19 protein-coding genes are annotated in these 21722 nt (G+C 60.2%); 10 read left to right on the forward strand and 9 right to left on the reverse strand.

From position 1 onward, the window contains the following. Window positions 1–30: 30 nt before the first annotated feature. The gene (locus BFC21_RS19070; RefSeq protein ID WP_088378638.1) at window positions 31–963 is read right to left on the reverse strand and encodes an SdiA-regulated domain-containing protein; all 933 of its coding nucleotides are present in this window, start codon (window positions 961–963) and stop codon (window positions 31–33) included. Window positions 964–1454: 491 nt separating this feature from the next. On the opposite strand from BFC21_RS19070, the gene BFC21_RS19075 reads away from it, so the two are divergent. From BFC21_RS19075 to BFC21_RS19110, 8 genes are all read left to right on the forward strand, one after another. Further along, window positions 1455–2219, forward strand: a complete 765-nt coding sequence (locus tag BFC21_RS19075; protein WP_095003997.1) for a hypothetical protein — start codon at window positions 1455–1457, stop codon at window positions 2217–2219. Window positions 2220–2438: 219 nt separating this feature from the next. After that, the gene (locus tag BFC21_RS19080) at window positions 2439–3680 is read left to right on the forward strand and encodes an SfnB family sulfur acquisition oxidoreductase (RefSeq protein ID WP_088378640.1); all 1242 of its coding nucleotides are present in this window, start codon (window positions 2439–2441) and stop codon (window positions 3678–3680) included. Between the two features lie 14 nt (window positions 3681–3694). Next, a complete protein-coding gene (locus tag BFC21_RS19085; protein ID WP_088378641.1) occupies window positions 3695–4891 on the forward strand; it encodes an SfnB family sulfur acquisition oxidoreductase in 1197 nt (398 codons plus the stop codon). Then, window positions 4891–6252 carry an LLM class flavin-dependent oxidoreductase gene (locus BFC21_RS19090; RefSeq protein WP_088378642.1) on the forward strand — a complete coding sequence of 454 codons (1362 nt, stop codon included), beginning with the start codon at window positions 4891–4893 and terminating at the stop codon, window positions 6250–6252. Before BFC21_RS19085 ends, BFC21_RS19090 begins: the two co-directional genes overlap by 1 nt. A gap of 132 nt (window positions 6253–6384) precedes the next feature. Next, window positions 6385–7176: a MetQ/NlpA family ABC transporter substrate-binding protein gene (locus BFC21_RS19095; RefSeq protein WP_083369707.1), complete on the forward strand. Its 792-nt coding sequence runs from the start codon at window positions 6385–6387 to the stop codon at window positions 7174–7176. Window positions 7177–7178: 2 nt separating this feature from the next. Continuing rightward, window positions 7179–8300: a methionine ABC transporter ATP-binding protein gene (locus BFC21_RS19100; RefSeq protein WP_088378643.1), complete on the forward strand. Its 1122-nt coding sequence runs from the start codon at window positions 7179–7181 to the stop codon at window positions 8298–8300. Next, window positions 8290–8934, forward strand: a complete 645-nt coding sequence (locus BFC21_RS19105; RefSeq protein ID WP_016782764.1) for a methionine ABC transporter permease — start codon at window positions 8290–8292, stop codon at window positions 8932–8934. The genes BFC21_RS19100 and BFC21_RS19105 overlap by 11 nt, the downstream gene beginning before the upstream one ends. A gap of 41 nt (window positions 8935–8975) precedes the next feature. Continuing rightward, window positions 8976–9614, forward strand: coding sequence for a bifunctional 2-polyprenyl-6-hydroxyphenol methylase/3-demethylubiquinol 3-O-methyltransferase UbiG (locus BFC21_RS19110; protein WP_120266433.1), 639 nt, complete (start codon window positions 8976–8978; stop codon window positions 9612–9614). A 145-nt stretch (window positions 9615–9759) separates the two neighbouring features. Here BFC21_RS19110 and BFC21_RS19115 read toward each other — a convergent pair whose 3' ends face one another. From BFC21_RS19115 to BFC21_RS19130, 4 genes are all read right to left on the reverse strand, one after another. Next, a complete protein-coding gene (locus BFC21_RS19115) occupies window positions 9760–10989 on the reverse strand; it encodes a nucleoside recognition domain-containing protein (protein ID WP_088378644.1) in 1230 nt (409 codons plus the stop codon). 104 nt (window positions 10990–11093) lie between these two features. Next, a complete protein-coding gene (gltP, locus tag BFC21_RS19120) occupies window positions 11094–12413 on the reverse strand; it encodes a glutamate/aspartate:proton symporter GltP (protein ID WP_016782761.1) in 1320 nt (439 codons plus the stop codon). A 610-nt stretch (window positions 12414–13023) separates the two neighbouring features. After that, window positions 13024–13188, reverse strand: coding sequence for a DUF1328 domain-containing protein (locus tag BFC21_RS19125; protein WP_019828122.1), 165 nt, complete (start codon window positions 13186–13188; stop codon window positions 13024–13026). Between the two features lie 72 nt (window positions 13189–13260). Beyond that, window positions 13261–13545, reverse strand: a complete 285-nt coding sequence (locus BFC21_RS19130; protein WP_016782760.1) for a hypothetical protein — start codon at window positions 13543–13545, stop codon at window positions 13261–13263. 548 nt (window positions 13546–14093) lie between these two features. On the opposite strand from BFC21_RS19130, the gene algB reads away from it, so the two are divergent. Both algB and BFC21_RS19140 read left to right on the forward strand, forming a co-directional pair. Further along, window positions 14094–15440: a sigma-54-dependent response regulator transcription factor AlgB gene (gene algB, locus BFC21_RS19135; protein WP_016782759.1), complete on the forward strand. Its 1347-nt coding sequence runs from the start codon at window positions 14094–14096 to the stop codon at window positions 15438–15440. A gap of 7 nt (window positions 15441–15447) precedes the next feature. Beyond that, the gene (locus BFC21_RS19140; protein WP_088378645.1) at window positions 15448–17238 is read left to right on the forward strand and encodes an ATP-binding protein; all 1791 of its coding nucleotides are present in this window, start codon (window positions 15448–15450) and stop codon (window positions 17236–17238) included. 4 nt (window positions 17239–17242) lie between these two features. Here BFC21_RS19140 and BFC21_RS19145 read toward each other — a convergent pair whose 3' ends face one another. From BFC21_RS19145 to BFC21_RS19160, 4 genes are all read right to left on the reverse strand, one after another. Beyond that, window positions 17243–18022: an N-acetylmuramoyl-L-alanine amidase gene (locus BFC21_RS19145; protein WP_088378646.1), complete on the reverse strand. Its 780-nt coding sequence runs from the start codon at window positions 18020–18022 to the stop codon at window positions 17243–17245. Window positions 18023–18109: 87 nt separating this feature from the next. Continuing rightward, the gene (locus BFC21_RS19150; RefSeq protein WP_120266434.1) at window positions 18110–20080 is read right to left on the reverse strand and encodes a GGDEF domain-containing protein; all 1971 of its coding nucleotides are present in this window, start codon (window positions 20078–20080) and stop codon (window positions 18110–18112) included. Next, the gene (locus BFC21_RS19155) at window positions 20077–20955 is read right to left on the reverse strand and encodes an endonuclease/exonuclease/phosphatase family protein (RefSeq protein WP_088378648.1); all 879 of its coding nucleotides are present in this window, start codon (window positions 20953–20955) and stop codon (window positions 20077–20079) included. The genes BFC21_RS19150 and BFC21_RS19155 overlap by 4 nt, the downstream gene beginning before the upstream one ends. 15 nt (window positions 20956–20970) lie before the next feature. Next, complete coding sequence (locus BFC21_RS19160; RefSeq protein ID WP_016782754.1) at window positions 20971–21609, reverse strand: thiol:disulfide interchange protein DsbA/DsbL; 639 nt, start codon at window positions 21607–21609, stop codon at window positions 20971–20973. Window positions 21610–21722: the final 113 nt, after the last annotated feature.

Consider the following 21722-nt stretch of genomic DNA (forward strand, 5'->3'; position numbering starts at 1 on the left):
AAAGCCTTTTCCTACTTGATTTAAAGAAAATCACTTCACTATCTTTTCAAAACGATAAAACAGGTTCGGCTCGCTCACCATATACAACGTACCGTGTTCATCAATCGCAACACCCTCGGCCCGGGGGATGGTGTTCTTCAGCCCATTGAAGCCGCCGAGCAAGGTAATGAAGCTGACTTGCTCACCCAGTTCGTCCAGTTCCAGCAGCATATGCGAATCGGCCGACAGCACCAGCGTATGGCCCGTACGCGGATCAACGCTCAGGGCCGACAGGTTGCGCAGGTCCAGCTCATCGCTGGGCACTTTCTGCTTGCTGCCGGTGAGCACCTGGCTGCCGTCGCTCTTCCATACAAACAACTGCGGCGGGCGCTCCTCGCCCAGCAACAGCTGCTGGCGGCGCGGGTCCCAGGCAATGGCTTCGAAGGCCTTGTTCTGGTTTTTCGAAGGCCCCAGGTCGTACTTGGGGAAGTCGGCAATGTTCAGGCTTTTGGTGTTGGCATCGATATTGACGATGCTCAGCATATGCTCACGCTCATCGACAATGGCCAGCAGGCCATTCTCCATGACGGTCAGGCCTTCCGGGTTGCTCCAGCCCACCAGCGGGATTTTGCGCAGCACGTCGCCATTGAGGGTCAGCTCCACGAGAAACGGGTTTTTGCCCATCACCGAAAACAGTGTTTTGGTCAGCGGGTTATAGGCCAGGTCCGACGCTTCGTCCTTTTCCATCCCCGGCAACGCCTTGGCATCAATCACCGCCCGATAGTCGGGTAGCCAAATGCTCTCATTCTGCTCGGACTGGCTTTCAAACCGCTCCAGTACCCACAGCGCACCGCGGTCATCCCAATGCATGATCCATGCGAGCCCATAGAGCAATGCGCCCGCCAGCAACACCCAGGAGTACCAGCGCAGGCTGAAACGTGAGGGCCGGGGAACAGGCGGTATCAACTGTGGGTTTGTTGCCATTTGAGTGGGCTTCCGAAAGGTTGGGCCAGAACTAAATATCACAAAGCGGGCAAACCGGCTGCCTCGCCGTTGGCGATTATGCAGACGGAGTGTGAAATAAATGGCAAAAACGCAAAAAAACTCATCATGCCCCAGGCCCTGAGTGATTCAGCCCCTCCAGGCGCTCGGCGATAGCAGGCCATTAAGCATGCGACACACTTATACGACGGATGATTCGACAACCCTGTACCCGCGTAACTTGAAGTGCAATGTTAAAGCGCTCTATCAGTAGGAACTTTCTGAATAATACAGGGACATTTATATTAGCCCTGTTCGCCCTTGACACCCATCCTCGCGGACTCTTATCTAATAAATACAAAGCCACCCAGCCACTTCTTCAAGTCAATATTTATCGCGTTATCAATGTGCAGCCAGCACGCGTGACTGCGCGCGAGGGCTGGCCTGCGCAGACGTGTAGCGTTCCCTTACATACTGGAAAGGAATCTTTAAATATGCCCTTTACTTCATGCATCAACAAACTGGCCGCCCCTGCACTGTCGAACCCTGCCAGGCATACTGTTTGCGCGCGCGCCGCCGAGCACTTGCTTATTACAATAAACCCTTACACGAACATGGAAGAAGGCGACCTGGTCGAGTTGTTCTGGGACGGTTGTTATGTCGCCTCGCAACAGATTATCAAGGCCGATATTGGCCAGCCTGTCCTGTTAAGAGTGCCGCACAGTTTTATTCAAAATGGTACGGCGCGCCTCTATTACCGGGTAATGCATATCGGCAGCAGCCCGGCTCTTTCTGCGCAACTTAAAATCTTTGTCAAACTTGACTGCCCGGGCGGCGAAGCCATTGGCGAGGAAAACCAGGGCCTTGCGCCGCTGGTGATTCCGCTGCCGATCCAGCGTTATGGGGTAAACCCCAGCCAGATGAAGCGTGGCGTGCCGCTGACGATCGAACCCTATCGCAACATGGCCTGCGATGACGCAATCACCCTGCTCTGGGGCGATGTACGCCTGGACGTGCCGAAACTGCGCAAGGTGGATATCGACAAGCCCGTCAGCGTGTTTGTGCCCCCGCATATCATCCAGGAGGCCGGCGAAGACGCCAGGCTGGAGGTGACTTACTGCGTGATCGACCGCGTGGGCAACAACTCGCGCTGGGCCCCGGCGCGGGTACTCAAGGTCGGCGCCCCAAAACGCTACCTCAACCCCGCTCCAAGGGAGGTACTGCTGGCTGCAGAGCCGCGGCCCAACTGGCGCAACTAGGGCCGGGCGGGCGATGGAATCGTCTATTCATATTCCTAAAAGTTAGTTCTTTAAATTTTTATACTCGATTAGGGTATATGCACCGGACCACCGGACTCTCGGCTTTTATCTGCGCCGCACAAGCGGCGCCCCCATGAAACGTGAGGTAGGTATGGTCCGTAACACAATCACCCTTGTGCATAACGCCAGGGCATTGAGTGCAGCCAAGGAGCGCAACTAATGTCCAACTTGGCCAATGCACACCTGCAAAGCGACCAGGATGTCGCGCCTCTGTTGCTCGCAGCGCAGGTTCTGCGCACCGACAACGAAGCCCTTGAAGCTGCGCGCAGCCTGGCGGCCAACGCCCGCGAACACGCCGGCAAGCGCGACCTGCAGCGCAAGTTGCCCTGGTCGCTGGTAGAAGAATTCACCCGTAGCGGGCTGGGCAGCCTGTCCATTGCCCGGGAATTTGGCGGGCCCCAGGTGTCATTCGTGACCCTGGCTGAAGTGTTCGCCATTATCTCGGCGGCCGACCCTGCGCTGGGGCAGATCCCGCAGAACCAGGTGGGCATTCTCAGCCTGATTGCTGCCACGGCCACCCCGGCGCAAAAAGAACACCTGTTCGCCAGCGTGCTGCAAGGCTGGCGCATCGGCAATGCAGGCCCCGAACGCGGCAGTAAAAACACCCTGGAATTGAAAGCGCTGATCACCGCCGATGGCGATGATTTCGTCATAAACGGTCAGAAGTTTTACTCCACCGGCGCCCTGTTTGCCCACTGGATCGCGGTCAAGGCGCTCGACGATAACGGCAAGCAGGTCATGGCCTTCGTGCGTCGCGGTACGCCCGGCCTGCGGGTAGTGGATGACTGGTCCGGCTTTGGCCAGCGCACCACCGCCAGCGGCACCGTGCTGCTCAACAATGTGCGGGTGGAGGCCGAGCTGGTGGTCGACAGTTCGCGCCTCAACGATGCTCCGAACATTCAGGGCGCCGTATCGCAACTGATCCAGGCCGCCATCGATCTGGGCATTGCACGCGGCGCCATTGCCGACACCCTCAGCTTTGTGCGCGAACGCTCGCGCCCGTGGATCGACGCCAAGGTCGAACGCAACAGTGATGACCCCTATGTGATCGCCGACATCGGCAAGCTGCACATTGAGCTGCATGCAGCCGAAGCCTTGCTGCGCAAGGCCGGCCGCGTGCTGGATGAAGTCAGCGCTGCACCGATTGACGCTGCTGGCGCTGCCCGCGCCTCGATTGCGGTAGCTGAAGCCAAGGTACTGAGCACCGAGCTGTCGCTGCTGGCCAGCGAAAAGCTTTTCGAACTGGCCGGTAGCCGCGCCAGCCTGGCCGAATTCAACCTCGACCGCCACTGGCGCAATGCCCGGGTGCACACCCTGCACGACCCGGTGCGCTGGAAGTACCACGCCATTGGCGCCTATCGCCTCAACGGCACCCTGCCTGCCCGGCATTCCTGGATCTGACCCTGGAGACACCCATGTCACTGATATCCAAACAGGTCCCGGTTATCCACAGCGATGCCGAGGCCCTGAGCGTAGCCCGTGAACTCGCGGCACATTTCAAGCGCGACAGCGCCCTGCGCGATCGCGAACGGCGCCTGCCTTATGATGAACTGGAGCTGTTTTCCCACACCGGCCTGTGGGGCATCAGCGTGCCCAAGGCCTATGGCGGCGCGGGCGTGTCCAACGTCACCCTGGCACACGTGATCGCGCTGATCGCTGCGGCTGATGCCTCACTGGGGCAAATCCCGCAAAACCACTTTTATGCACTCGAAGTGCTGCGGGTCAATGGCAGCCACGAGCAAAAACAGCGGCTGTATGCCGAAGTGCTGGCCGGGGAGCGCTTCGGCAATGCCCTGGCTGAAATCGGCACTAAAACCGCCCACGACCGCACCACTCACCTGGCCAGGGCCGAACACGGTTACCGCATCACCGGCCGCAAGTTCTACGCCACCGGCGCACTGTATGCGCAGCGGATTCCTACCTCGGTCGTAGACGATGACGGTATCCAGCATCTGGCGTTTGTGCGCCGCGACAGCGACGGCCTGAACGTGATCGACGACTGGAGCGGGTTTGGCCAGCGCACCACGGGCAGTGGCTCGGTGGTGTTCGACAATGTACTGGTCGCCGCGCAGGACGTGATCCCCTTCCAGACCGCCTTCGAGCGCCCGACCCCGGTGGGGCCGCTGGCGCAGATTCTGCACGCGGCCATCGACACCGGTATCGCCCGCGCCGCCTTTGAAGACGCCCTGCACTTTGTGCGCACAAAAACCCGGCCCTGGATCGACGCCACCACGGATATCGCCAGCGAAGACCCGCTGACCCTCAAAAGCTTCGGCCACTTGAGCTTACGTTTGCATGCCGCCGAGGCCCTGCTGGAGCGTGCCGGCGAGTTCCTCGACATTGCCCAGGCCAACCCCAATGCCAGCACCGTGGCTGCGGCCTCGATTGCCGTTGCCGAAGCGCGGGCCCTGAGCACCGAGATTTCCCTGGCCGCCGGCAGCACCCTGTTTGAACTGGCGGGCAGCCAGGCCACCCTGGCCGAGCACGGCCTTGACCGCCACTGGCGCAATGCCCGGGTCCACACCCTGCACGACCCGGTGCGCTGGAAGTATCACGCGGTGGGCAATTACTACCTCAACGATGCCAACCCGCCGTTGCGGGGGACCATCTGATGAGCAAAAAGAAAATCCTCATCAATGCCTTCAACATGAACTGCATTGGCCATATCAACCACGGGTTGTGGACCCATCCACGGGACAACTCGACCCGCTTCAACACCCTGGAGTACTGGACGGAGCTGGCGCAGCTGCTGGAGCGCGGGCTGTTTGACGGGCTGTTTATCGCCGACATCGTGGGTGTCTACGACGTGTATCAACAATCGGTTGATGTGCCACTCAAAGAGGCCATCCAGTTGCCGGTCAACGACCCGCTGCTGCTGGTTTCGGCGATGGCTGCCGTCACCAAAAACCTCGGCTTTGGCCTGACCGCCAACCTGACCTACGAAACGCCGTATCTGTTCGCACGACGCATGTCGACCCTGGACCACCTGACCCGTGGTCGTGTGGGCTGGAATATCGTCACCGGCTACCTCGACAGCGCCGCCAAGGCCATGGGCCTGACCGAGCAGGTCGAGCATGACCGGCGCTACGATCAGGCCGATGAGTACCTGCAAGTGCTCTACAAGCTCTGGGAAGGCAGCTGGGAAAACGACGCCGTGCTCAACGACCCGGTACAACGCATCTACGCCCGGCCCGACAAGGTGCACAAGGTCAAACACGAAGGTGAGTTCTATCAGGTGGAGGGTTATCACCTCAGCGAACCGTCACCGCAACGCACCCCGGTACTGTTTCAGGCCGGCAGTTCGGACCGCGGCCTGGTGTTTGCCGGGCGCCATGCCGAGTGCGTGTTTATCAGCGGGCAGACCAAGGCCGCGACCAAAGCCCAGGTCGACAAGGTGCGTGCCAGCGCCGTGGCGGCGGGCCGCAACCCGGACGACATCAAGCTGTTTATGGGCCTGAACGTGATCGTGGCGCCCACCGAGGCCGAGGCACTGGCCAAGCGTGATGAGTATTTGAGCTACGCCAGTGCCGAAGCCGGCGTGGCGCACTTTTCCAGTTCCACGGGTATCGATTTTGCCGATTACGAACTGGACGAACCGATTCAGTACGTGAAGAGCAACGCGATCCAGTCGGCCACCAAAGTGCTGCAAAACAACGACTGGACCCGGCGCAAGCTGTTGGAGCAGCACGCCCTGGGCGGGCGTTACATCACCTTGGTGGGGTCACCTGAGCAAGTGGCCGATGAGCTGGAATCCTGGATTGCAGAAACGGGCCTGGACGGGTTCAACCTGACCCGCATCGTCACCCCTGAAAGCTACGTCGATTTTATCGACCTGGTGGTCCCCGAACTGCAGCGCCGGGGTTCCTACAAGACGGCTTATGACACCGGCAGCCTGCGGCAAAAGCTGTTTGCCGATGGTGACGCGCACTTGCCACAACGGCATACGGGCGCGGCCTTCAGGCACAGCGCATAACTGCTTTTTTGTGGGAGCGGGCTTGCTCGCGATACTGGCGACGCGATCTGTCAGGCAAGCCGCAGCGCTGCCATCGCGAGCAAGCCCGCTCCCACAGGGTTCGAATTCCGACTATTTGACTGAGAAAACACCATGAACAAAAAACACGCACTGGTGCTGGCCCTCGGGCTGTTTAGCGGTTTGCTCCACGCGGCTGACAAGCCGCTCAAGGTTGGCACTACCGCCGCTTTCGCCATCCCCCTGGAAACCGCCGTGGCCGAGGCCGACAAGCAAGGGCTCAAGGTCGAGCTGGTGGAGTTCACCGACTGGATCGCGCCAAACGTCAGCCTCGCCAGCGGCGATATCGACGTGAACTACTTCCAGCACATCCCCTTCCTGGAAAACGCCAAGGCCGCCGCCGGCTTTGATCTGGCGCCCTACGCCAAAGGCATCATCAACAACGTGGGCCTGTATTCGAAAAAATACAAAAGCCTCGATGCCCTGCCTGAAGGCGCCACCGTGGCCATCGCCAACGACCCGATCAACAGCGGGCGCGGCCTGCAACTGCTGGCCAAGGCCGGGCTGATCACCCTCAAACCGGGCGTCGGCTACAAGGCCACCGAAGAAGACATCATCGCCAACCCGAAAAACATCAAGATCCTGCAGGTTGAGGCCGTGCAACTGGTACGCGCCTACGACGATGCCGACCTGGTGCAGGGCTACCCGGCCTACATCCGCCTGTCCAAAACCTTCGATGCCGAGTCGGCGCTGCTGTTCGACGGCATTGACCACCCCGAGTATGTGATTCAGTTCGTGATCCAGCCCAAGAACAAGGACGACCCGCGTCTGGCCAAGTTCATCGATATCTATCAGCACTCGCCTGTCGTGAAGGCTTCGCTGGATAAGACCTACGGCACCCTGTACCAGCCTGGCTGGGGAGGCTGACCATGAATGTGGCTATTGCTCGCGAGCGGCTCGACCAGCCGCAGCCCGGCGCCAATCACACCGAGCTGCACCCCGGGCTGAGCCACGCCCATGTGCGTTTTATCGGCATCGGCAAAACCTATGACGGTCGCCAGGGCCCGGTAGACGCCCTCAAGGGCATCGATCTGGCGATCCAGCGCGGCGAAATCTTCGGCATTATTGGCCGCAGCGGCGCAGGCAAATCGTCGCTGATTCGCACCATCAACCGCCTTGAGCAGCCCAGCAGCGGGCGCGTGCTGATTGATCAGGTGGATATCGCCGGTTTTGACGAAGACCAGTTGGTGGCGCTGCGGCGCAAGATCGGCATGATCTTCCAGCACTTCAACCTGATGTCGGCCAAAACCGTATGGCAGAACGTTGAACTGCCGCTCAAGGTGGCGGGCGTGCCCAAGCTGCAGCGCGAGCAAAAAGTGCGCGAGCTGCTGGAACTGGTCGGCCTGCAAGGCAAGCACACGGCTTATCCGGCGCAATTGTCGGGCGGGCAGAAACAGCGCGTAGGCATTGCCCGCGCTCTGGTTCACGATCCGGCGATTTTGCTGTGCGATGAAGCCACCTCGGCGCTGGACCCCGAAACCACGCAGTCGATCCTCGGCCTGCTGCGCGAAATCAATCAGCGCCTGGGCCTGACCATCATCCTGATCACCCATGAAATGGCCGTGATCCGCGATATCTGCCAGCGCGTGGTAGTGCTGGAGCAAGGCCGCGTGGTCGAGCAAGGTCCGGTATGGCAAGTGTTCGGTGACCCGCAACATGACGTCAGCAAAACCCTGCTCGCGCCCTTGCAAGACACCCTGCCCGCCGCGCTGCAAAGCCGCATCACGGCCCAGCCCCTGTCGGCGCAGGCCAGCGTGGTCCTGCGCTTGCGCTTTACCGGCAGCCAGGCACACGAACCCGACCTGGGTGCGCTGTTCAGCGCACTGGGGGGGCAGGTGCGGCTGCTGCACGGCGGGGTCGAACATATCCAGGGCCATGCCCTGGGCCAACTGCTGCTTAGCGTGACCAGCACTTCGCTGGGCGCTGAAGAGCTGCGTAAACGCGCCGGACAATGGGCGCAACAGGTCGAGGTGGTGGGCTATGGGGTTTGATCGTTTGTGGCAGGGGGTGATCGACACCTTCCTGATGGTCGGCGTGTCGTCGCTGATTGCGCTGGTGCTGGGCATTCCGCTGGCGGTGATCCTGGTGACCAGCGGCAAGGGCGGAATCTACGAGGCCCCGAAACTGAACAAGGCACTGGGCGCGTTCGTGAACCTGTTTCGCTCGATCCCGTTTCTGATTTTGATGGTGGCATTGATCCCGTTTACCCGCCTGATCGTGGGCACGACCTACGGCGTATGGGCCGCGGTCGTACCGCTGACCATCGCTGCCACCCCGTTCTTTGCGCGCATCGCCGAAGTCAGCCTGCGCGAGGTGGATCACGGCCTGATCGAAGCCGCCCAGGCAATGGGCTGCAAGCGCCATCACATCATCTGGCATGTGCTGCTGCCCGAAGCTTTACCGGGGATTGTCGGCGGTTTCACCATCACCCTGGTGACGATGATCAACTCGTCGGCGATGGCCGGTGCGATTGGTGCTGGCGGGCTGGGCGACATCGCGTACCGTTACGGTTACCAGCGTTTTGACTCGCAGGTGATGCTCACGGTGATCGTCCTGCTGGTGATCCTGGTGGCCGTGATTCAGCTGGGCGGTGACCGCCTGGCCCTGGCACTGAACAAACGCTGAGGTATAGTCGGCGGCCCGCCCCGCCGCCGACTGAACCTGCCATGACCCTCGATACTAAAACCCTCGAACAGATTGCCGCCATCACGCTGGGCCACTATCAACAAAGTGCAGAAGGCTTCCGTGAAGGCACCCGCGACCACGATGTAAGCCAGAACATCGATGCCCTGCTGCGCCATATCCCGGGCACGGCACCGTTCACGATTCTGGATTTTGGCTGCGGGCCGGGGCGCGACCTGCAGGCCTTCACCCGCCTGGGTCATGTGGCCATTGGCCTGGACGGCACCGAGCGCTTCACCCAAATGGCGCGTGAAGACAGCGGCTGTGAAGTGTGGCACCAGGACTTTCTCAAGCTCGACTTGCCCGCTGAACGCTTCGACGGGATCTTTGCCAACGCCTCGCTGTTCCATGTGCCGACCCAGGAACTGGGCCAGGTCTTGAGCAAACTGCACGCGGCCTTGAAACCCGGCGGCGTACTGCTCAGCTCCAACCCACGCGGCGACAACCGTGAAGGCTGGAACGGTGAGCGGTATGGGGCGTATCACGACCTGGAGCACTGGCGGTCGATGCTCACGGCTGCAGGGTTTGCCGAGCTGGAGCACTATTACCGCCCGGCTGGCTTGCCCCGTGACCAGCAACCGTGGCTGGTGAGTGTGTGGCGTAAAGCCCCCCAAGCCCTGTAGTCGCTGCCGAAGGCTGCGAAGGGTTGCGGAGCAACCCGTTATTCTGAATTTTTCGCGACCCTCATCGCAGCCTACGGCAGCGACTACAAGGTCTTAAAAAAACTTCAACTGTGGGAGCAAGCCCGCTCCCACAAAGGCCCCCGGATTAACCGAAGAACCAGTAGCACACCAGTATCGCCGCCACGACCCCCGCCAGTTCCGCCAGCAGGGCGCAACCCACCGCATGCCGGGCGCGCTGGATGCCCACGGCGCCGAAGTACACCGCCAGCACATAGAACGTGGTTTCCGTGCTGCCCTGCACCGTGGCCGCCACCAGCGCCGGGAAGCTGTCTACGCCCTGGGTCTGCATGGTCTCGATCAACAAAGCCCGCGCCGCACTGCCCGAAAAGGGTTTGACCATCGCCGTCGGCAGCGCGTCGACGAAGCGCGTGTCCCAACCCAGCCACTCAACCACATGGCGAATGCCGTCCAGGCCAAAATCCAGTGCTCCGGATGCTCGCAACACGCCCACCGCACAGAGCATCGCCACCAGGTATGGCAGCAGGTTTTTCGCCACGTCGAAGCCTTCCTTGGCCCCTTCGACAAACGCTTCGTAGACCTTGACCTTGCGCAGCGCGCCGATCACCAGAAACAGCATGATCAGGCCGAACAACGTGAGGTTGCCCAGGATCGACGACAAGCTGGCCAGCGCCGTGGCCGACAGGGTCGCCAGCAACGCCATGAAGCCGCCCAGGATCAACGCGCCAGGCACCAGGTACGCCAGCACCACCGGGTCCCACAGGCGCAGGCGCTGCACAATGGCCACCGAGAGCAGGCCGACCAGGGTCGAGGCGCTGGTGGCCAGCAGGATCGGCAGGAACACCAGGGTCGGGTCCGGCGCTCCCTGCTGGGCGCGGTACATAAAGATGGTGACCGGCAACAGGGTCAGGGACGAGGCGTTGAGTACCAGAAACAGGATCTGCGCATTGCTCGCGCTGGTCGGGCTGGGGTTGAGCTCTTGCAGGGCACGCATGGCCTTGAGGCCGATGGGCGTGGCGGCGTTGTCCAGGCCCAGGCCGTTTGCCGCGAAGTTCAGGGTGATAAAGCCCAGCGCCGGGTGACCGGGCGGGACTTCCGGCATCAGGCGCTTGAACAGCGGCCCCAGCGCCCTGCCCAGCCAGTCGACGATGCCGGCTTTTTCGGCAATGCGCAGAAAACCCAGCCATAACGTCAGGGTGCCGAAGAGCAAAATCATCACTTCGACCGACAGCTTGGCCATGGCGAAGATGCTTTCCACGATCGCCGAGAAGATCCCCGCGTTGCCCCCCACCAGCCATTGGGCGAGCGCCGACACCGTAGCGACGACGAAAAAGCTGAGCCATAGGCCGTTGAGCATCAAGAAAACTCCTGGAAGATGGTGCGAATGATAGCGGCCAACCCCCAGAAACAACAAACCCCGGCCAAGGCCGGGGTTTGTGGGCGTTGCGCTACCAGGCGAGGTTACTCACCTTTTGGCAGGGCTTCCTTGCTGCGCCAGTGCGGCAGCGAGTTCCAGTAGCGCTCGCCCTTGGCGCTGTCGTACATGCCTTCCCAACGGGAGATCACCAGTACCGCCAGGGCGTTACCGATCACGTTGAGGGCCGTACGGGCCATGTCCATCACACGGTCAACACCGGCGATAAAGGCCAGGCCTTCCAGCGGGATACCCACGCTGCCCAGGGTGGCCAGCAGTACCACGAAGGACACGCCCGGTACACCGGCGATGCCTTTGGAGGTCACCATCAGGGTCAGGACCAGCAGCAGTTGCTGGCTGATCGACAGGTCGATGCCATACAGCTGGGCAATAAAGATTGCCGCGATGCTCTGGTACAGGGTCGAACCGTCAAGGTTGAACGAGTAGCCGGTCGGTACCACAAAGCTGCAGATCGCTTTCGGGCAGCCGTAGGCTTCCATCTTCTCGATCACGCGCGGTAGCACGGTTTCGGAGCTGGCGGTGGAGTACGCCAGCACCAGTTCATCCTTGAAGATGCGGATCAGCTTGAACACCGAGAAGCCGAACAGCTTGGCGATCAGGCCCAGCACCGCCACGGCGAAGAACAGGATGGCGCCGTAAACCAGCAGCACCAGCTTGGCCAGTGGCACCAGCGAAGCGAAACCGAAGTTGGCGACGGTCACGGCGATCAGGGCAAACACACCGATTGGCGCGTAGTTCATGATCATGTGGGTGACTTTGAACATCGACTCGGACACGCCCTGGAAGGTTTTCACCAGCGGGTCGCGCAGTTCGGCGTTCAGGCTCGACAAACCGAGACCGAAGAGCACCGAGAAGAAGATGATCGGCAACATCTCACCGCGCGCCATGGCTGCGAAGATGTTCGATGGAATCAGGTTGAGGATGGTCTCGATAAACGCATGCTCATGCGTTACTTCGGCAGCAGTGGCCGCGTACTTGGAGATATCGACCGTGCCCAGGGTGCTCATGTCGATCCCGGCACCGGGTTGGAACACGTTGGCCAGCACCAGGCCGACCAGGATCGCGATGGTGGTGACCACCTCGAAGTAAATGATGGTTTTAAAACCGATACGACCGAGTTTCTTCGCATCCCCCACGCCTGCAATCCCGACAACCAGTGAAGAAATCACGATTGGGATTACGATCATCTTGATCAGACGGATAAAGATATCGCCGGCAGGTTGCAGAACGTTACTGATCCACCAGGCCTTTTCAGCACTGAAATGGTTGAGCAGCGCGCCGATTGCAATCCCGAGGACCAGACCAATCAGGATCTGCCAGGCGAGGCTAAGTTTTGCCTTCTTCATGTCATTACCCTTACTTCAAGTGGACTCGGGCGCAGGCTCAGGCTAGAGCGCTCGAAAGCGCAAAAGAGAGAAACCTGCACCCCCGTAGAAGGTCGCCCAAACCGAGCCCGAAAGGCTCTTTGGCAGGCGAAAAAAGGCGCAACTATTCCCATGCAGGAGGTGGCCGTCTAATGCCGTAAACGCCTACCCTATGCCGAATCGGCATGGGTTTTGTCCGACAAGACCTCAAATCGCCCCTTCTGAGATTCCACAGAATAGACGACATAAGTGCCGTAGACCGGCTGTTTCAAGGTCATTTTGGTCAGGTAGGGGGTGGCATAAAGCCGCCTATATCCAAGAAATATCCGACAACACAAATCAGATATAAGTCCCGGCTATTTTTCTACAAGTCGATATACGGTCGACGCTCCGAAGCACCGTTCAGGCCACATTTGTTTTTAAAAAAATGAACCCTGATAAGGCATTACGCATGCCGGGTGATTTTCTTCAGGCGTAAAAAAACCAAGGTAAAACCTTGGCCGCAACACGCGATGTAACCGGTTTCATGCCCCGCGGTCGCCACCCGATAAAGGGGTAGCAACCGCTGCCTTAAAGGAGGGGGCGAACATGGCTAGCCTCGACCGCGACGACCGAAGATAAACGACACCACAAACATCACCAGGAACACGACAAAGAGAATCTTGGCGATACCGGTAGCGGTGCCCGCAATACCACCGAAGCCCAGGACTGCAGCGATGATGGCGATAATCAGGAAGGTAATGGCCCAACTCAACATGGTGATTCTCCTTATTACAGTGTGAAACAGGGTGGTGCTTGACGCCCATCAGGGCTTCAAGGCTGTGAACACTTAAAACACCCAGCGTTCCGGCAGGGGCTGGGTGTTGGCTATCTGGGTGTCGTCGGAAGCGGCCAGTGCGTAATGGCCAGTGCCTTCAATGACCGCGCCCAATGCCTGGAAATGCTGTTGCGGGGCAGCGGCATGCACCACCGTGGCAACGGGCTGCGCTGCAGTCTCCCAGCGTGCCCACTGCTGACCACCGATCAAGGTCACCGACAACGCCAGGCTGGCAAACAGGCCCTGTTGCAGATGCAATGACGTAACACGCATGTTGGAGAATTCTTGACGATTCATGTTCAAACTCCTGCCACCCGGTGGTCAATGTGAGGTTGTGCCGCGTGTTGCGACGCTCTGTACAAGGGTAATTGCAGGGGTCGTGCCACTTTCTTTAGTCGAATAAAATCCTTATAAATCAATAACTTATAAATATATGAAAACAGATTTTGCACGCATCCTGCACGATGCCCTGCAAGGCTGTCGTGCGTTCTGCACGATCACGCAGCCACGTCCACCCCGTAGCAGCTGCCGAAGGAACGAGGCTGCGTTCGGCGGCGTAGCCGTCGTAGAACCGGAGCTCTATGGTGTACCAGGAGAACCGTTGACTCAGGATTTACGACGGCTACGCCGCCGAACGCAGCCTCGCTCCGCGAGTCAGCTGCTACGAGGGTAAATTCCCACGATTGATCAAGACCTGATTTCCAGCCTAAACAGCTGCAAAATCAGCCAGTTACTCAATGCAGCCCGGAGTCTTCGGTGCTAGCCTCGGAATCAATCCGAAAAATCATGCAACTTGCCCGATTATTCCGACACTAACCAAGACCACATATAAAGGAACGTAGGAAATGGAGTCAGCCAAAGAGCAACAGGGCCGCATTCTGCTGGTCGACGATGAGTCCGCCATCCTGCGTACATTCCGCTATTGCCTCGAAGACGAGGGTTACACCGTCGCCACCGCCAACAGCGCAGCGCAGGCCGACGCGTTGTTGCAACGCCAGGTGTTCGACCTGTGCTTCCTTGATCTGCGCCTGGGTGAAGACAACGGCCTGGATGTGCTGGCCCAGATGCGCATTCAGGCGCCGTGGATGCGGGTGGTGATCGTCACCGCCCACTCGGCCGTGGATACCGCCGTGGATGCGATTCAGGCCGGTGCAGCAGATTATCTGGTCAAGCCGTGCAGCCCCGACCAGCTGCGCCTGGCCACCGCCAAGCAACTGGAAGTGCGCCAGTTGTCCGCCCGCCTTGAAGCCCTTGAAGGTGAGGTGCGCAAACCCAAGGAAGGCCTCGACTCCCATAGCCCGGCCATGATGGCGGTGCTGGAAACCGCCCGCCAGGTTGCCGGCACCGATGCCAATATCCTGATTTTGGGCGAGTCGGGTACCGGTAAAGGCGAACTGGCCCGGGCCATACACGGCTGGAGCAAGCGGGCGAAAAAGTCCTGCGTGACGATCAACTGCCCGTCATTGACGGCCGAGCTGATGGAAAGCGAGTTGTTCGGCCACACCCGTGGCGCCTTTACCGGCGCCAGTGAAAGCACCTTGGGCCGGGTCAACCAGGCCGACGGCGGTACCTTGTTCCTCGATGAAATCGGCGATTTCCCGCTGGCCCTGCAGCCAAAACTGCTGCGTTTTATCCAGGACAAGGAATACGAACGCGTCGGCGACCCCGTCACCCGCCGCGCCGATGTACGGATTCTGGCCGCCACCAACCTCAACCTCGAGGACATGGTGCGCGATGGCCGCTTCCGTGAAGACCTGCTCTACCGCCTCAACGTGATCACCCTGCATCTGCCGCCGCTGCGCGAGCGCAGTGAAGATATCCTGACCCTGGCCGACCGGTTCCTGGCCCGTTTCGTCAAGGAATATGCTCGCCCTGCCCGTGGTTTCAGCGAAGAAGCCCGCCGCGCGCTGGCCAATTACCGTTGGCCGGGCAATATTCGCGAACTGCGTAACGTGGTCGAGCGAGCGAGTATCATCTGCCCCCAGGAAGTGGTCGAGGTCAGCCATCTGGGGATGGCCGAGCAAGCCACGCCCAACGCCCCGCGCATTGGTGCGGCACTGAGCCTGGATCAACTGGAAAAAGCCCATATCGGCGCCGTTCTGGCCACCAGCGAAACCCTGGACCAGGCAGCCAAGACCCTGGGCATCGATGCTTCGACGCTGTACCGCAAACGCAAGCAGTACAACCTGTGAGTAGCCGATGAAACTTGCGATCAAGCTGCGTACCCGTTTGTTCCTGAGCATTTCGGCGCTGATTACGGTGGCGCTGCTCGGCTTGCTGCTTGGCGTCGTCAGCGTGATGCAAATGGCCAAAACCCAGGAAGCGCTGATTCGCAACAACTTCATTACCCTCGACCTTGGCCTTAAGCTGCGCCAGTCCCTGGGCGACCAATTGGTCATGATGTTGCACAACCAGCCAGACCCCCAGGCGCTGCAGGCATCGGCCCAGCAGTATCTGAAGCTGCTCGACGAGGGCATTGAGCATGAGCGCAAAAACGATCTGCACAGCGGTTTTGCCCAGGCCCGGGAGGATTACAGCAGCTTTTTGCTGGCCTTCAACAAGGCCCACGACGCGCAACTGAACCTGAGCAATGACAAGGAGCTGACCAGCCGATTCAATCAGCTGCGCAACGGCCTGATTACCGAGCACCGCCGCGCGCTCGATACCATCTATGCCGCCCAGGCTGCAGCCCGGGATCGCGCCCTGGTCATTGCCGCTTTGCTCGGCCTGGTCGGTCTTGCCGTGTTGATCATCGGCTTTATTACTGCCCACGGTATTGCCAGGCGTTTTGGCGCGCCGATCGAAGCCTTGGCCAAAGCCGCCGACAATATAGGCAAGGGTAACTTCGAGGTGGTGTTGCCGCTCTCTTCGGCCACGGAGATGAACCTGCTGACGCGGCGCTTTGGCATTATGGCCGAGGCTTTGCGTCAGCATCAGGCCACCAATATCGACGAGCTGCTGGCGGGCCAGCAACGGCTGCAGGCCGTGCTCGACAGCATCGATGACGGGCTATTGATGATCGACCAGCAGGGCCGCCTTGAGCACTTGAACCCTGTCGCGCAGCGCCAGCTGGGCTGGGACGAGAGCCGCCTGGGCCAGTCGCTGGGGGATGTGATGCACCGGCCCGAACTCGACCAGCAGCTGCAGACGGTCTTGCGCGGCGGCAGCCTTGAGCGCCTGCCGGAGGATCTGAGCGTCGATATCGAGGGTGAAACCCGCCTGCTGACCTACAGCCTGACCCCCGTCAGCCAGCCCAAGGGGCCGATCCTCGGCGCCGTGATGGTGTTGCATGACGTTACCGAGCAGCGCGCCTTTGAGCGGGTACGCAGCGAATTCGTGCTGCGCGCTTCCCATGAATTGCGCACCCCTGTCACCGGCATGCATATGGCGTTCGGGCTGTTTCTGGAGCGTTCGCGCTTTGACCCGCAGTCGCGGGAAACCGACCTGCTCAACACCGTCAACGAAGAAATGCAGCGTCTGATGCAGTTGATCAATGACCTGCTGAATTTCTCCCGCTATCAAAACGGCATGCAAAAACTGACGCTGGCCCCTTGCAGCGTCGAGCACATGCTTGAAGACGCCCGCACCCGCTTCGCAGAGCGTGCGGCGGCGAAAAATATCGAGCTGCTGGTGGAACTGCAGCAGCCGCTACCCGAGCTGCGGGCCGATCAGGTGCAGCTGGAGCGGGTGCTGGACAACCTGCTGGACAATGCCTTGCGCCACACCGCCAGCGGCGGGCAAATCCGCCTGCAGGCCCGGCGTCATGGCGAGCGGGTGATCATCAGCATCGAGGACAATGGCGAGGGCATTGCCTATAGCCAGCAGGGGCGGATTTTTGAACCCTTTGTACAAGTGGGGCGCAAAAAGGGCGGCGCCGGCCTTGGACTGGCGCTGTGCAAGGAGATTGTGCAACTGCATGGTGGGCGTATCGGGGTGTATTCACGCCCCGGGCAAGGCACGCAATTTTACATGGCCTTGCCGTTGCTCTAGCCCGTCAGTGCTTTTGCGTGTTCAGCACTTTCAAAATGGCCGCACTTTCAGCATCGGGGGTGCCATCGAACCGCGATGGCCTGAAATGCATCTGGAAGGCGGCCAGAACATGGCGAGTGGCTACATCCAGCTCGCCGGTTTGCGGGGTCTCGTAGCCCAGTAGCGCCAGTTGCTGCTGGAACCAGGTAATGCTTGGCAAGTTGCTGGCGTACAGCGCTTGCTCGCGGGCAACGGCCTGGGCGTTTGGCCAGATGCCAAAGCCGGCATCGGCCAGGCGCTTCCAGGGAAACAACGGGCCGGGGTCAAGCTTGCGCAAGGGGGCGATATCGCTGTGGCCAATGATATTGCGCGGGTCGATCTTGTAGCGTGTGGAAATGTCCTTGAGCAATGCAATAACGGACTGGATCTGGCCTTCAGTGTAGGGGTACCAGACTCGGCCTTCTGGCGTATCGCGAAAGCCCTTGTTGACGATTTCAATGCCGATGGAGCTGGAATTGAGCCAGGTGCGGCCCTTCCACTGGCTTTCACCGGCGTGCCAGGCGCGCTGGTTCTCATCCACCAGTTTATAAATGGTCGGCGGGGTATCGCCCACCAGGTAATGGCTGCTGACCGGGCCGTGGGTCAACAGCTCCAGGGAGCGCTCCAGCGAGGTCGACGTGTAGTGCAACACCACAAACTGCACGCGGCTGTCGTGGTTGACCGAAGGATGGTTGGTATCCATGCGCAGGCCGTTGCTGCAACCGGCCAGCAGGGCAAGGGACACGATCAGGGCGGAAAATTTCATGGGCAGGCACAACACGACTGAACAGTTAATCAGCAAGCATACCTTACGGGCCTTGTTGTGCAGCGGGACGGACGAATTATGTCGTCGTTACAGCGGCGCTGTCTCCACGCAATTGCGCCCACGGTGCTTGGCCTGGTACAGCGCTTCATCCGCGCGCTTGAGTACCTGATCACTGCGATCCCCCGGCCTGAACGCCGACACCCCTATGGACAGGGTGATGGTCACCGGTTCGCCCTTGAAGTGGAACGGGCAGGCTTCAATCGCCGCCCGCAGTCTCTCGACCCCCTGCACACCCGCCGCCAGCGGTGTGTCGGGCATCAGCAGGACAAATTCTTCGCCACCAAAACGGGCAATAAAATCGACCGGGCGCAGGTGCTTGCGTAACTGCGCGGCAATGATCTTGAGCACCTTGTCGCCCGCCAGATGCCCATAACCATCATTGATACGCTTGAAGTGATCAAGGTCGAGCATGGCAATCAGCAGCGGTTTGCCGTGGTTTTGCCACTGTTCGACTTCATGCTGCAGACGTTCGCCCCAGGCCGCCCGGTTTGGCAGGCCGGTCAGGGGGTCGATCAGGGCTTTCTGGCGCTGTTCTTCAAGGTGCTCGCGATAGTCCTGGGCCTGCTGTTCCATCTGCGCAATGCGCTCGGCCAGCCCTTGCAGGTGGGCTGAAACCTCCTGTTCGCGGGCATTGCGCTGCTGCTGGTGTTGATCCATCGCACCCAGCAGCCCTTCGAGGCGGTTTTCCAGCAGGTGCTTGAGGCTGTTGAGGTCGACGGCGTCTTGCACGCTGTTTTGCAGGCCGTCGACGTGTTCGCGCAGTTGGCTGTGCAGGTCGTCGGCGGCGCTGCGACCTTCGGCATGGCCTTCGCTGGCGGCCTGAAGATTGTTCTGGAAGGCCTCAAGACGTTCATTGAGCTGTTTGAGATAAGCCCCGAACTCATGCTGGCCGCTGTCGGTAATGGCCAGCATCAAAACCGCAAGATCGTCGAGTATCGGCAGCAGCTCGTACCAGTTCAACCCCTTTTCCAGACGTTTGCGCATGGCCTCGGCCTGGGGCCGATGATGTTCGGGCAACGACAGGTCGTTCAGCAGGCCGAGCAGGGTGGATTCAATATGCTCCGCAACGCTGCTGTAGGTGGGCTCGGGGGCCTCGGGCAGGGCGTAGACGGCATCCATCTCGGCGGGCTCAGGCTCGGGCTCGGGCTCAGGCCCCGGTTCAGGCTCGGGACTTTCAGGGAGCCGGGCCTGGTCATTCTCTGCCTCGACCAGCGCTACCACGGACTCTAGCGCACCACTGGATGCCTGCTCATCAGGCACGTTGATGGCTACCACTTCTGGTGCGACCAGCGCTGGCGCCTGAGCATCGTGCAAGGCAGGCGGGGGCTGCGGCGAGGGCTGCGGCGCGACTTCGGCGATCACAGGCTCAGCCGGCGCGATGATCACGGCCGGTTTGACCACAACCGCTGCAGCTACGGGTTTTTCCGCCGCGGGTTGCGGCTGCGGTGCGGTTTCTGTGGGTGGGGGGTCGCTGTCCTGGGTGCCGAACAGGCGCTGCAACAAACCCGGTTTGGACGGCTCGGCTTCCTTGAGTTGTGGTGCCAGCGCCTGTCCCTGTAAATGGCTTAGCTCATCGAGCAGCAGCGGTATTTCCCGGGCATGGGACACCCGGTTGTCGAGCTGCTTGGCATAGGCTTTGAGCGGCTTGCTGACCTCGCGGGGCAAGGGCAGGGCCTGCAACTGCGCGACCAAGGTATTGAGTGCCACGCTGACTTGCTCAACCCGGGTTTCACGCCGTTGCTCAGAGTCGAGCACGGCTTTTTCAAGGCGCGGCAGCAGGGCGGCAAGGGCGGCGTCCATCTCATTGGTGCGCACCACTTCGCGCATCTCTTTCATGCACTGGTCGACCGTGCGATCGCTACCCTCAGCGGCCAGGGTGCTGCGCACAAGGCCACGGCGCAGCAAGTCGAGGCGGGCATTCCAGCGGCGCTCAAGCTTGTCTTGCAGCTCAACGCTTTTAAGGTATTTCTCTTTCCAGCGCGCGGCCTCGTCTGTCATGCCTGCGGCTCGTTGTCAGGCGCACGTAACGCTAGCTGTGAGTCGACGCCGACAGAACCTGGCAGGCGGATATCCACAGCCACCGGCAGATGGTCCGAGATTGGCTGGTCCAGTACCTGCACGCGTTCGAGGGTCAGGCTTGGGCTGAGCAAAATATGATCAAGGCAACGTTGCGGACGCCAACTGGGGAAGGTGGCCTCCATTTGCGGGGCCAGCAACCCGAGGTCACGCAGTGGCGAGGTCTGCAGCAGGTCGTTGGCGTGGGTGTTCATGTCGCCCATCAGCACCTGATGCTGATAGCCACCAATCAACTCGCGAATGTAGGCCAACTGGCGAGTACGGGTTTTTGTCCCCAGCGCCAGATGCATGATTACCACCACCAGTGCGTCAGGGCCTTCGCCAAAACGTACCAGAATCGCACCGCGACCCGCAGGCCCGGGCAAGGGATGATCCTCAATCACGGCAGGGCGCAGTCGGCTGAGCAAGCCATTGCTGTGCTGGGCCAGACGGCCGAGATTGCGATTGAGTTGTTGATACCAGTAGGGAAATTCGCCCTGCTGGGCAAGATACTTGACCTGATTGATGTAGCCGGAACGATGACTACCACCATCGGCTTCTTGCAGGGCAACCAGGTCAAAGTCGCCGAGCAAGTCGCCAATGCGCTCCAGGTTACCGGCCCGGCCTTTGTGAGGCAGTACATGCTGCCAGCTGCGGGTCAGGTAATGCCGGTAACCCTGGGTGCTGTTACCCACCTGGATATTGAAACTGAGCAGTCGTAAACGCCGATCATCCGGCATCCCGCAGGACGCCAGATGATCTTCGTTGATCTGCGGCTCATGCAGACCAACGGTTCGCTCGCCTTTCCAGCGGAGCATGGGCGAGGGCGCCGCTTAGTTTTTTGCGCCCGCTGCACGCTCTTTGGCGATCAGCTGGTCAGCCACGCTCAAAGCGCCTTCAGGGCCACCGGCAGTGCCCAGGTCGAAGCGGTATTTGCCGTTGACGACCATCGTCGGTACACCGGAGATTTGATAGGCCTGGGCCTTTTTCTTGGCGTCTTCAACCTTGCCTTTGACGGCGAACGAGTTGTAAGTGCTCAGGAACTTGTCTTTGTCGATGCCTTCACCGGCCAGGAAATCAGCCATTTCCTCTGGGGTAGCCAGCTTCTTGCCGTCGTGGATGGCCTGGAACACGGCTTTGTGAACCTTGTTTTCAACGCCCATTGCTTCAAGGGTGATGAACAATTGGCCATGAACATTCCAGATCCCGCCAAACATGGCAGGGATACGTACGAAGCTCACGTCGGCCGGCAGTTTTTCTGCCCACGGGTTGATGGTTGGCTCGAAGGCGAAGCAATGCGGGCAGCCATACCAGAACAGTTCGACGACTTCGATCTTGCCAGGCACGGCAACCGGAACGGCGCTGCTCAGCTCTACATATTGTTTGCCCGCTTCAAGCGGCTCGGCAGCTTGAGCGGTCATGCCAAACAGGCTGGCACTGACGAGAGCGGCGCTGAGAATCAGATTACGCATGCTTTACTCCTGGACAGATAAGGTCATATCAACGTGACCTGTATTCAGACAGGTCCATGCTGGCTTGAGTTCGATAGTGTAACTGTAGACGCTATGCAAAAGGGCAGCCGAAG

The sequence above is a fragment of the Pseudomonas sp. TMW 2.1634 genome (assembly GCF_001703595.1).
In the GTDB taxonomy this organism is placed as follows: Bacteria; Pseudomonadota; Gammaproteobacteria; order Pseudomonadales; family Pseudomonadaceae; genus Aquipseudomonas; species Aquipseudomonas fragi.

Excerpts from the sequence above, each read along its gene's own strand:
- BFC21_RS19070 (WP_088378638.1), bottom strand. The coding sequence starts at position 963 with ATGGCAACAAACCCACAGTTGATACCGCCTGTTCCCCGGCCCTCACGT.
- BFC21_RS19075 (WP_095003997.1), top strand. The coding sequence starts at position 1,455 with ATGCCCTTTACTTCATGCATCAACAAACTGGCCGCCCCTGCACTGTCG.
- BFC21_RS19080 (WP_088378640.1), top strand. The coding sequence starts at position 2,439 with ATGTCCAACTTGGCCAATGCACACCTGCAAAGCGACCAGGATGTCGCG.
- BFC21_RS19085 (WP_088378641.1), top strand. The coding sequence starts at position 3,695 with ATGTCACTGATATCCAAACAGGTCCCGGTTATCCACAGCGATGCCGAG.
- BFC21_RS19090 (WP_088378642.1), top strand. The coding sequence starts at position 4,891 with ATGAGCAAAAAGAAAATCCTCATCAATGCCTTCAACATGAACTGCATT.
- BFC21_RS19095 (WP_083369707.1), top strand. The coding sequence starts at position 6,385 with ATGAACAAAAAACACGCACTGGTGCTGGCCCTCGGGCTGTTTAGCGGT.
- BFC21_RS19100 (WP_088378643.1), top strand. The coding sequence starts at position 7,179 with ATGAATGTGGCTATTGCTCGCGAGCGGCTCGACCAGCCGCAGCCCGGC.
- BFC21_RS19105 (WP_016782764.1), top strand. The coding sequence starts at position 8,290 with ATGGGGTTTGATCGTTTGTGGCAGGGGGTGATCGACACCTTCCTGATG.
- BFC21_RS19110 (WP_120266433.1), top strand. The coding sequence starts at position 8,976 with ATGACCCTCGATACTAAAACCCTCGAACAGATTGCCGCCATCACGCTG.
- BFC21_RS19115 (WP_088378644.1), bottom strand. The coding sequence starts at position 10,989 with ATGCTCAACGGCCTATGGCTCAGCTTTTTCGTCGTCGCTACGGTGTCG.
- gltP (WP_016782761.1), bottom strand. The coding sequence starts at position 12,413 with ATGAAGAAGGCAAAACTTAGCCTCGCCTGGCAGATCCTGATTGGTCTG.
- BFC21_RS19125 (WP_019828122.1), bottom strand. The coding sequence starts at position 13,188 with ATGTTGAGTTGGGCCATTACCTTCCTGATTATCGCCATCATCGCTGCA.
- BFC21_RS19130 (WP_016782760.1), bottom strand. The coding sequence starts at position 13,545 with ATGAATCGTCAAGAATTCTCCAACATGCGTGTTACGTCATTGCATCTG.
- algB (WP_016782759.1), top strand. The coding sequence starts at position 14,094 with ATGGAGTCAGCCAAAGAGCAACAGGGCCGCATTCTGCTGGTCGACGAT.
- BFC21_RS19140 (WP_088378645.1), top strand. The coding sequence starts at position 15,448 with ATGAAACTTGCGATCAAGCTGCGTACCCGTTTGTTCCTGAGCATTTCG.
- BFC21_RS19145 (WP_088378646.1), bottom strand. The coding sequence starts at position 18,022 with ATGAAATTTTCCGCCCTGATCGTGTCCCTTGCCCTGCTGGCCGGTTGC.
- BFC21_RS19150 (WP_120266434.1), bottom strand. The coding sequence starts at position 20,080 with ATGACAGACGAGGCCGCGCGCTGGAAAGAGAAATACCTTAAAAGCGTT.
- BFC21_RS19155 (WP_088378648.1), bottom strand. The coding sequence starts at position 20,955 with ATGCTCCGCTGGAAAGGCGAGCGAACCGTTGGTCTGCATGAGCCGCAG.
- BFC21_RS19160 (WP_016782754.1), bottom strand. The coding sequence starts at position 21,609 with ATGCGTAATCTGATTCTCAGCGCCGCTCTCGTCAGTGCCAGCCTGTTT.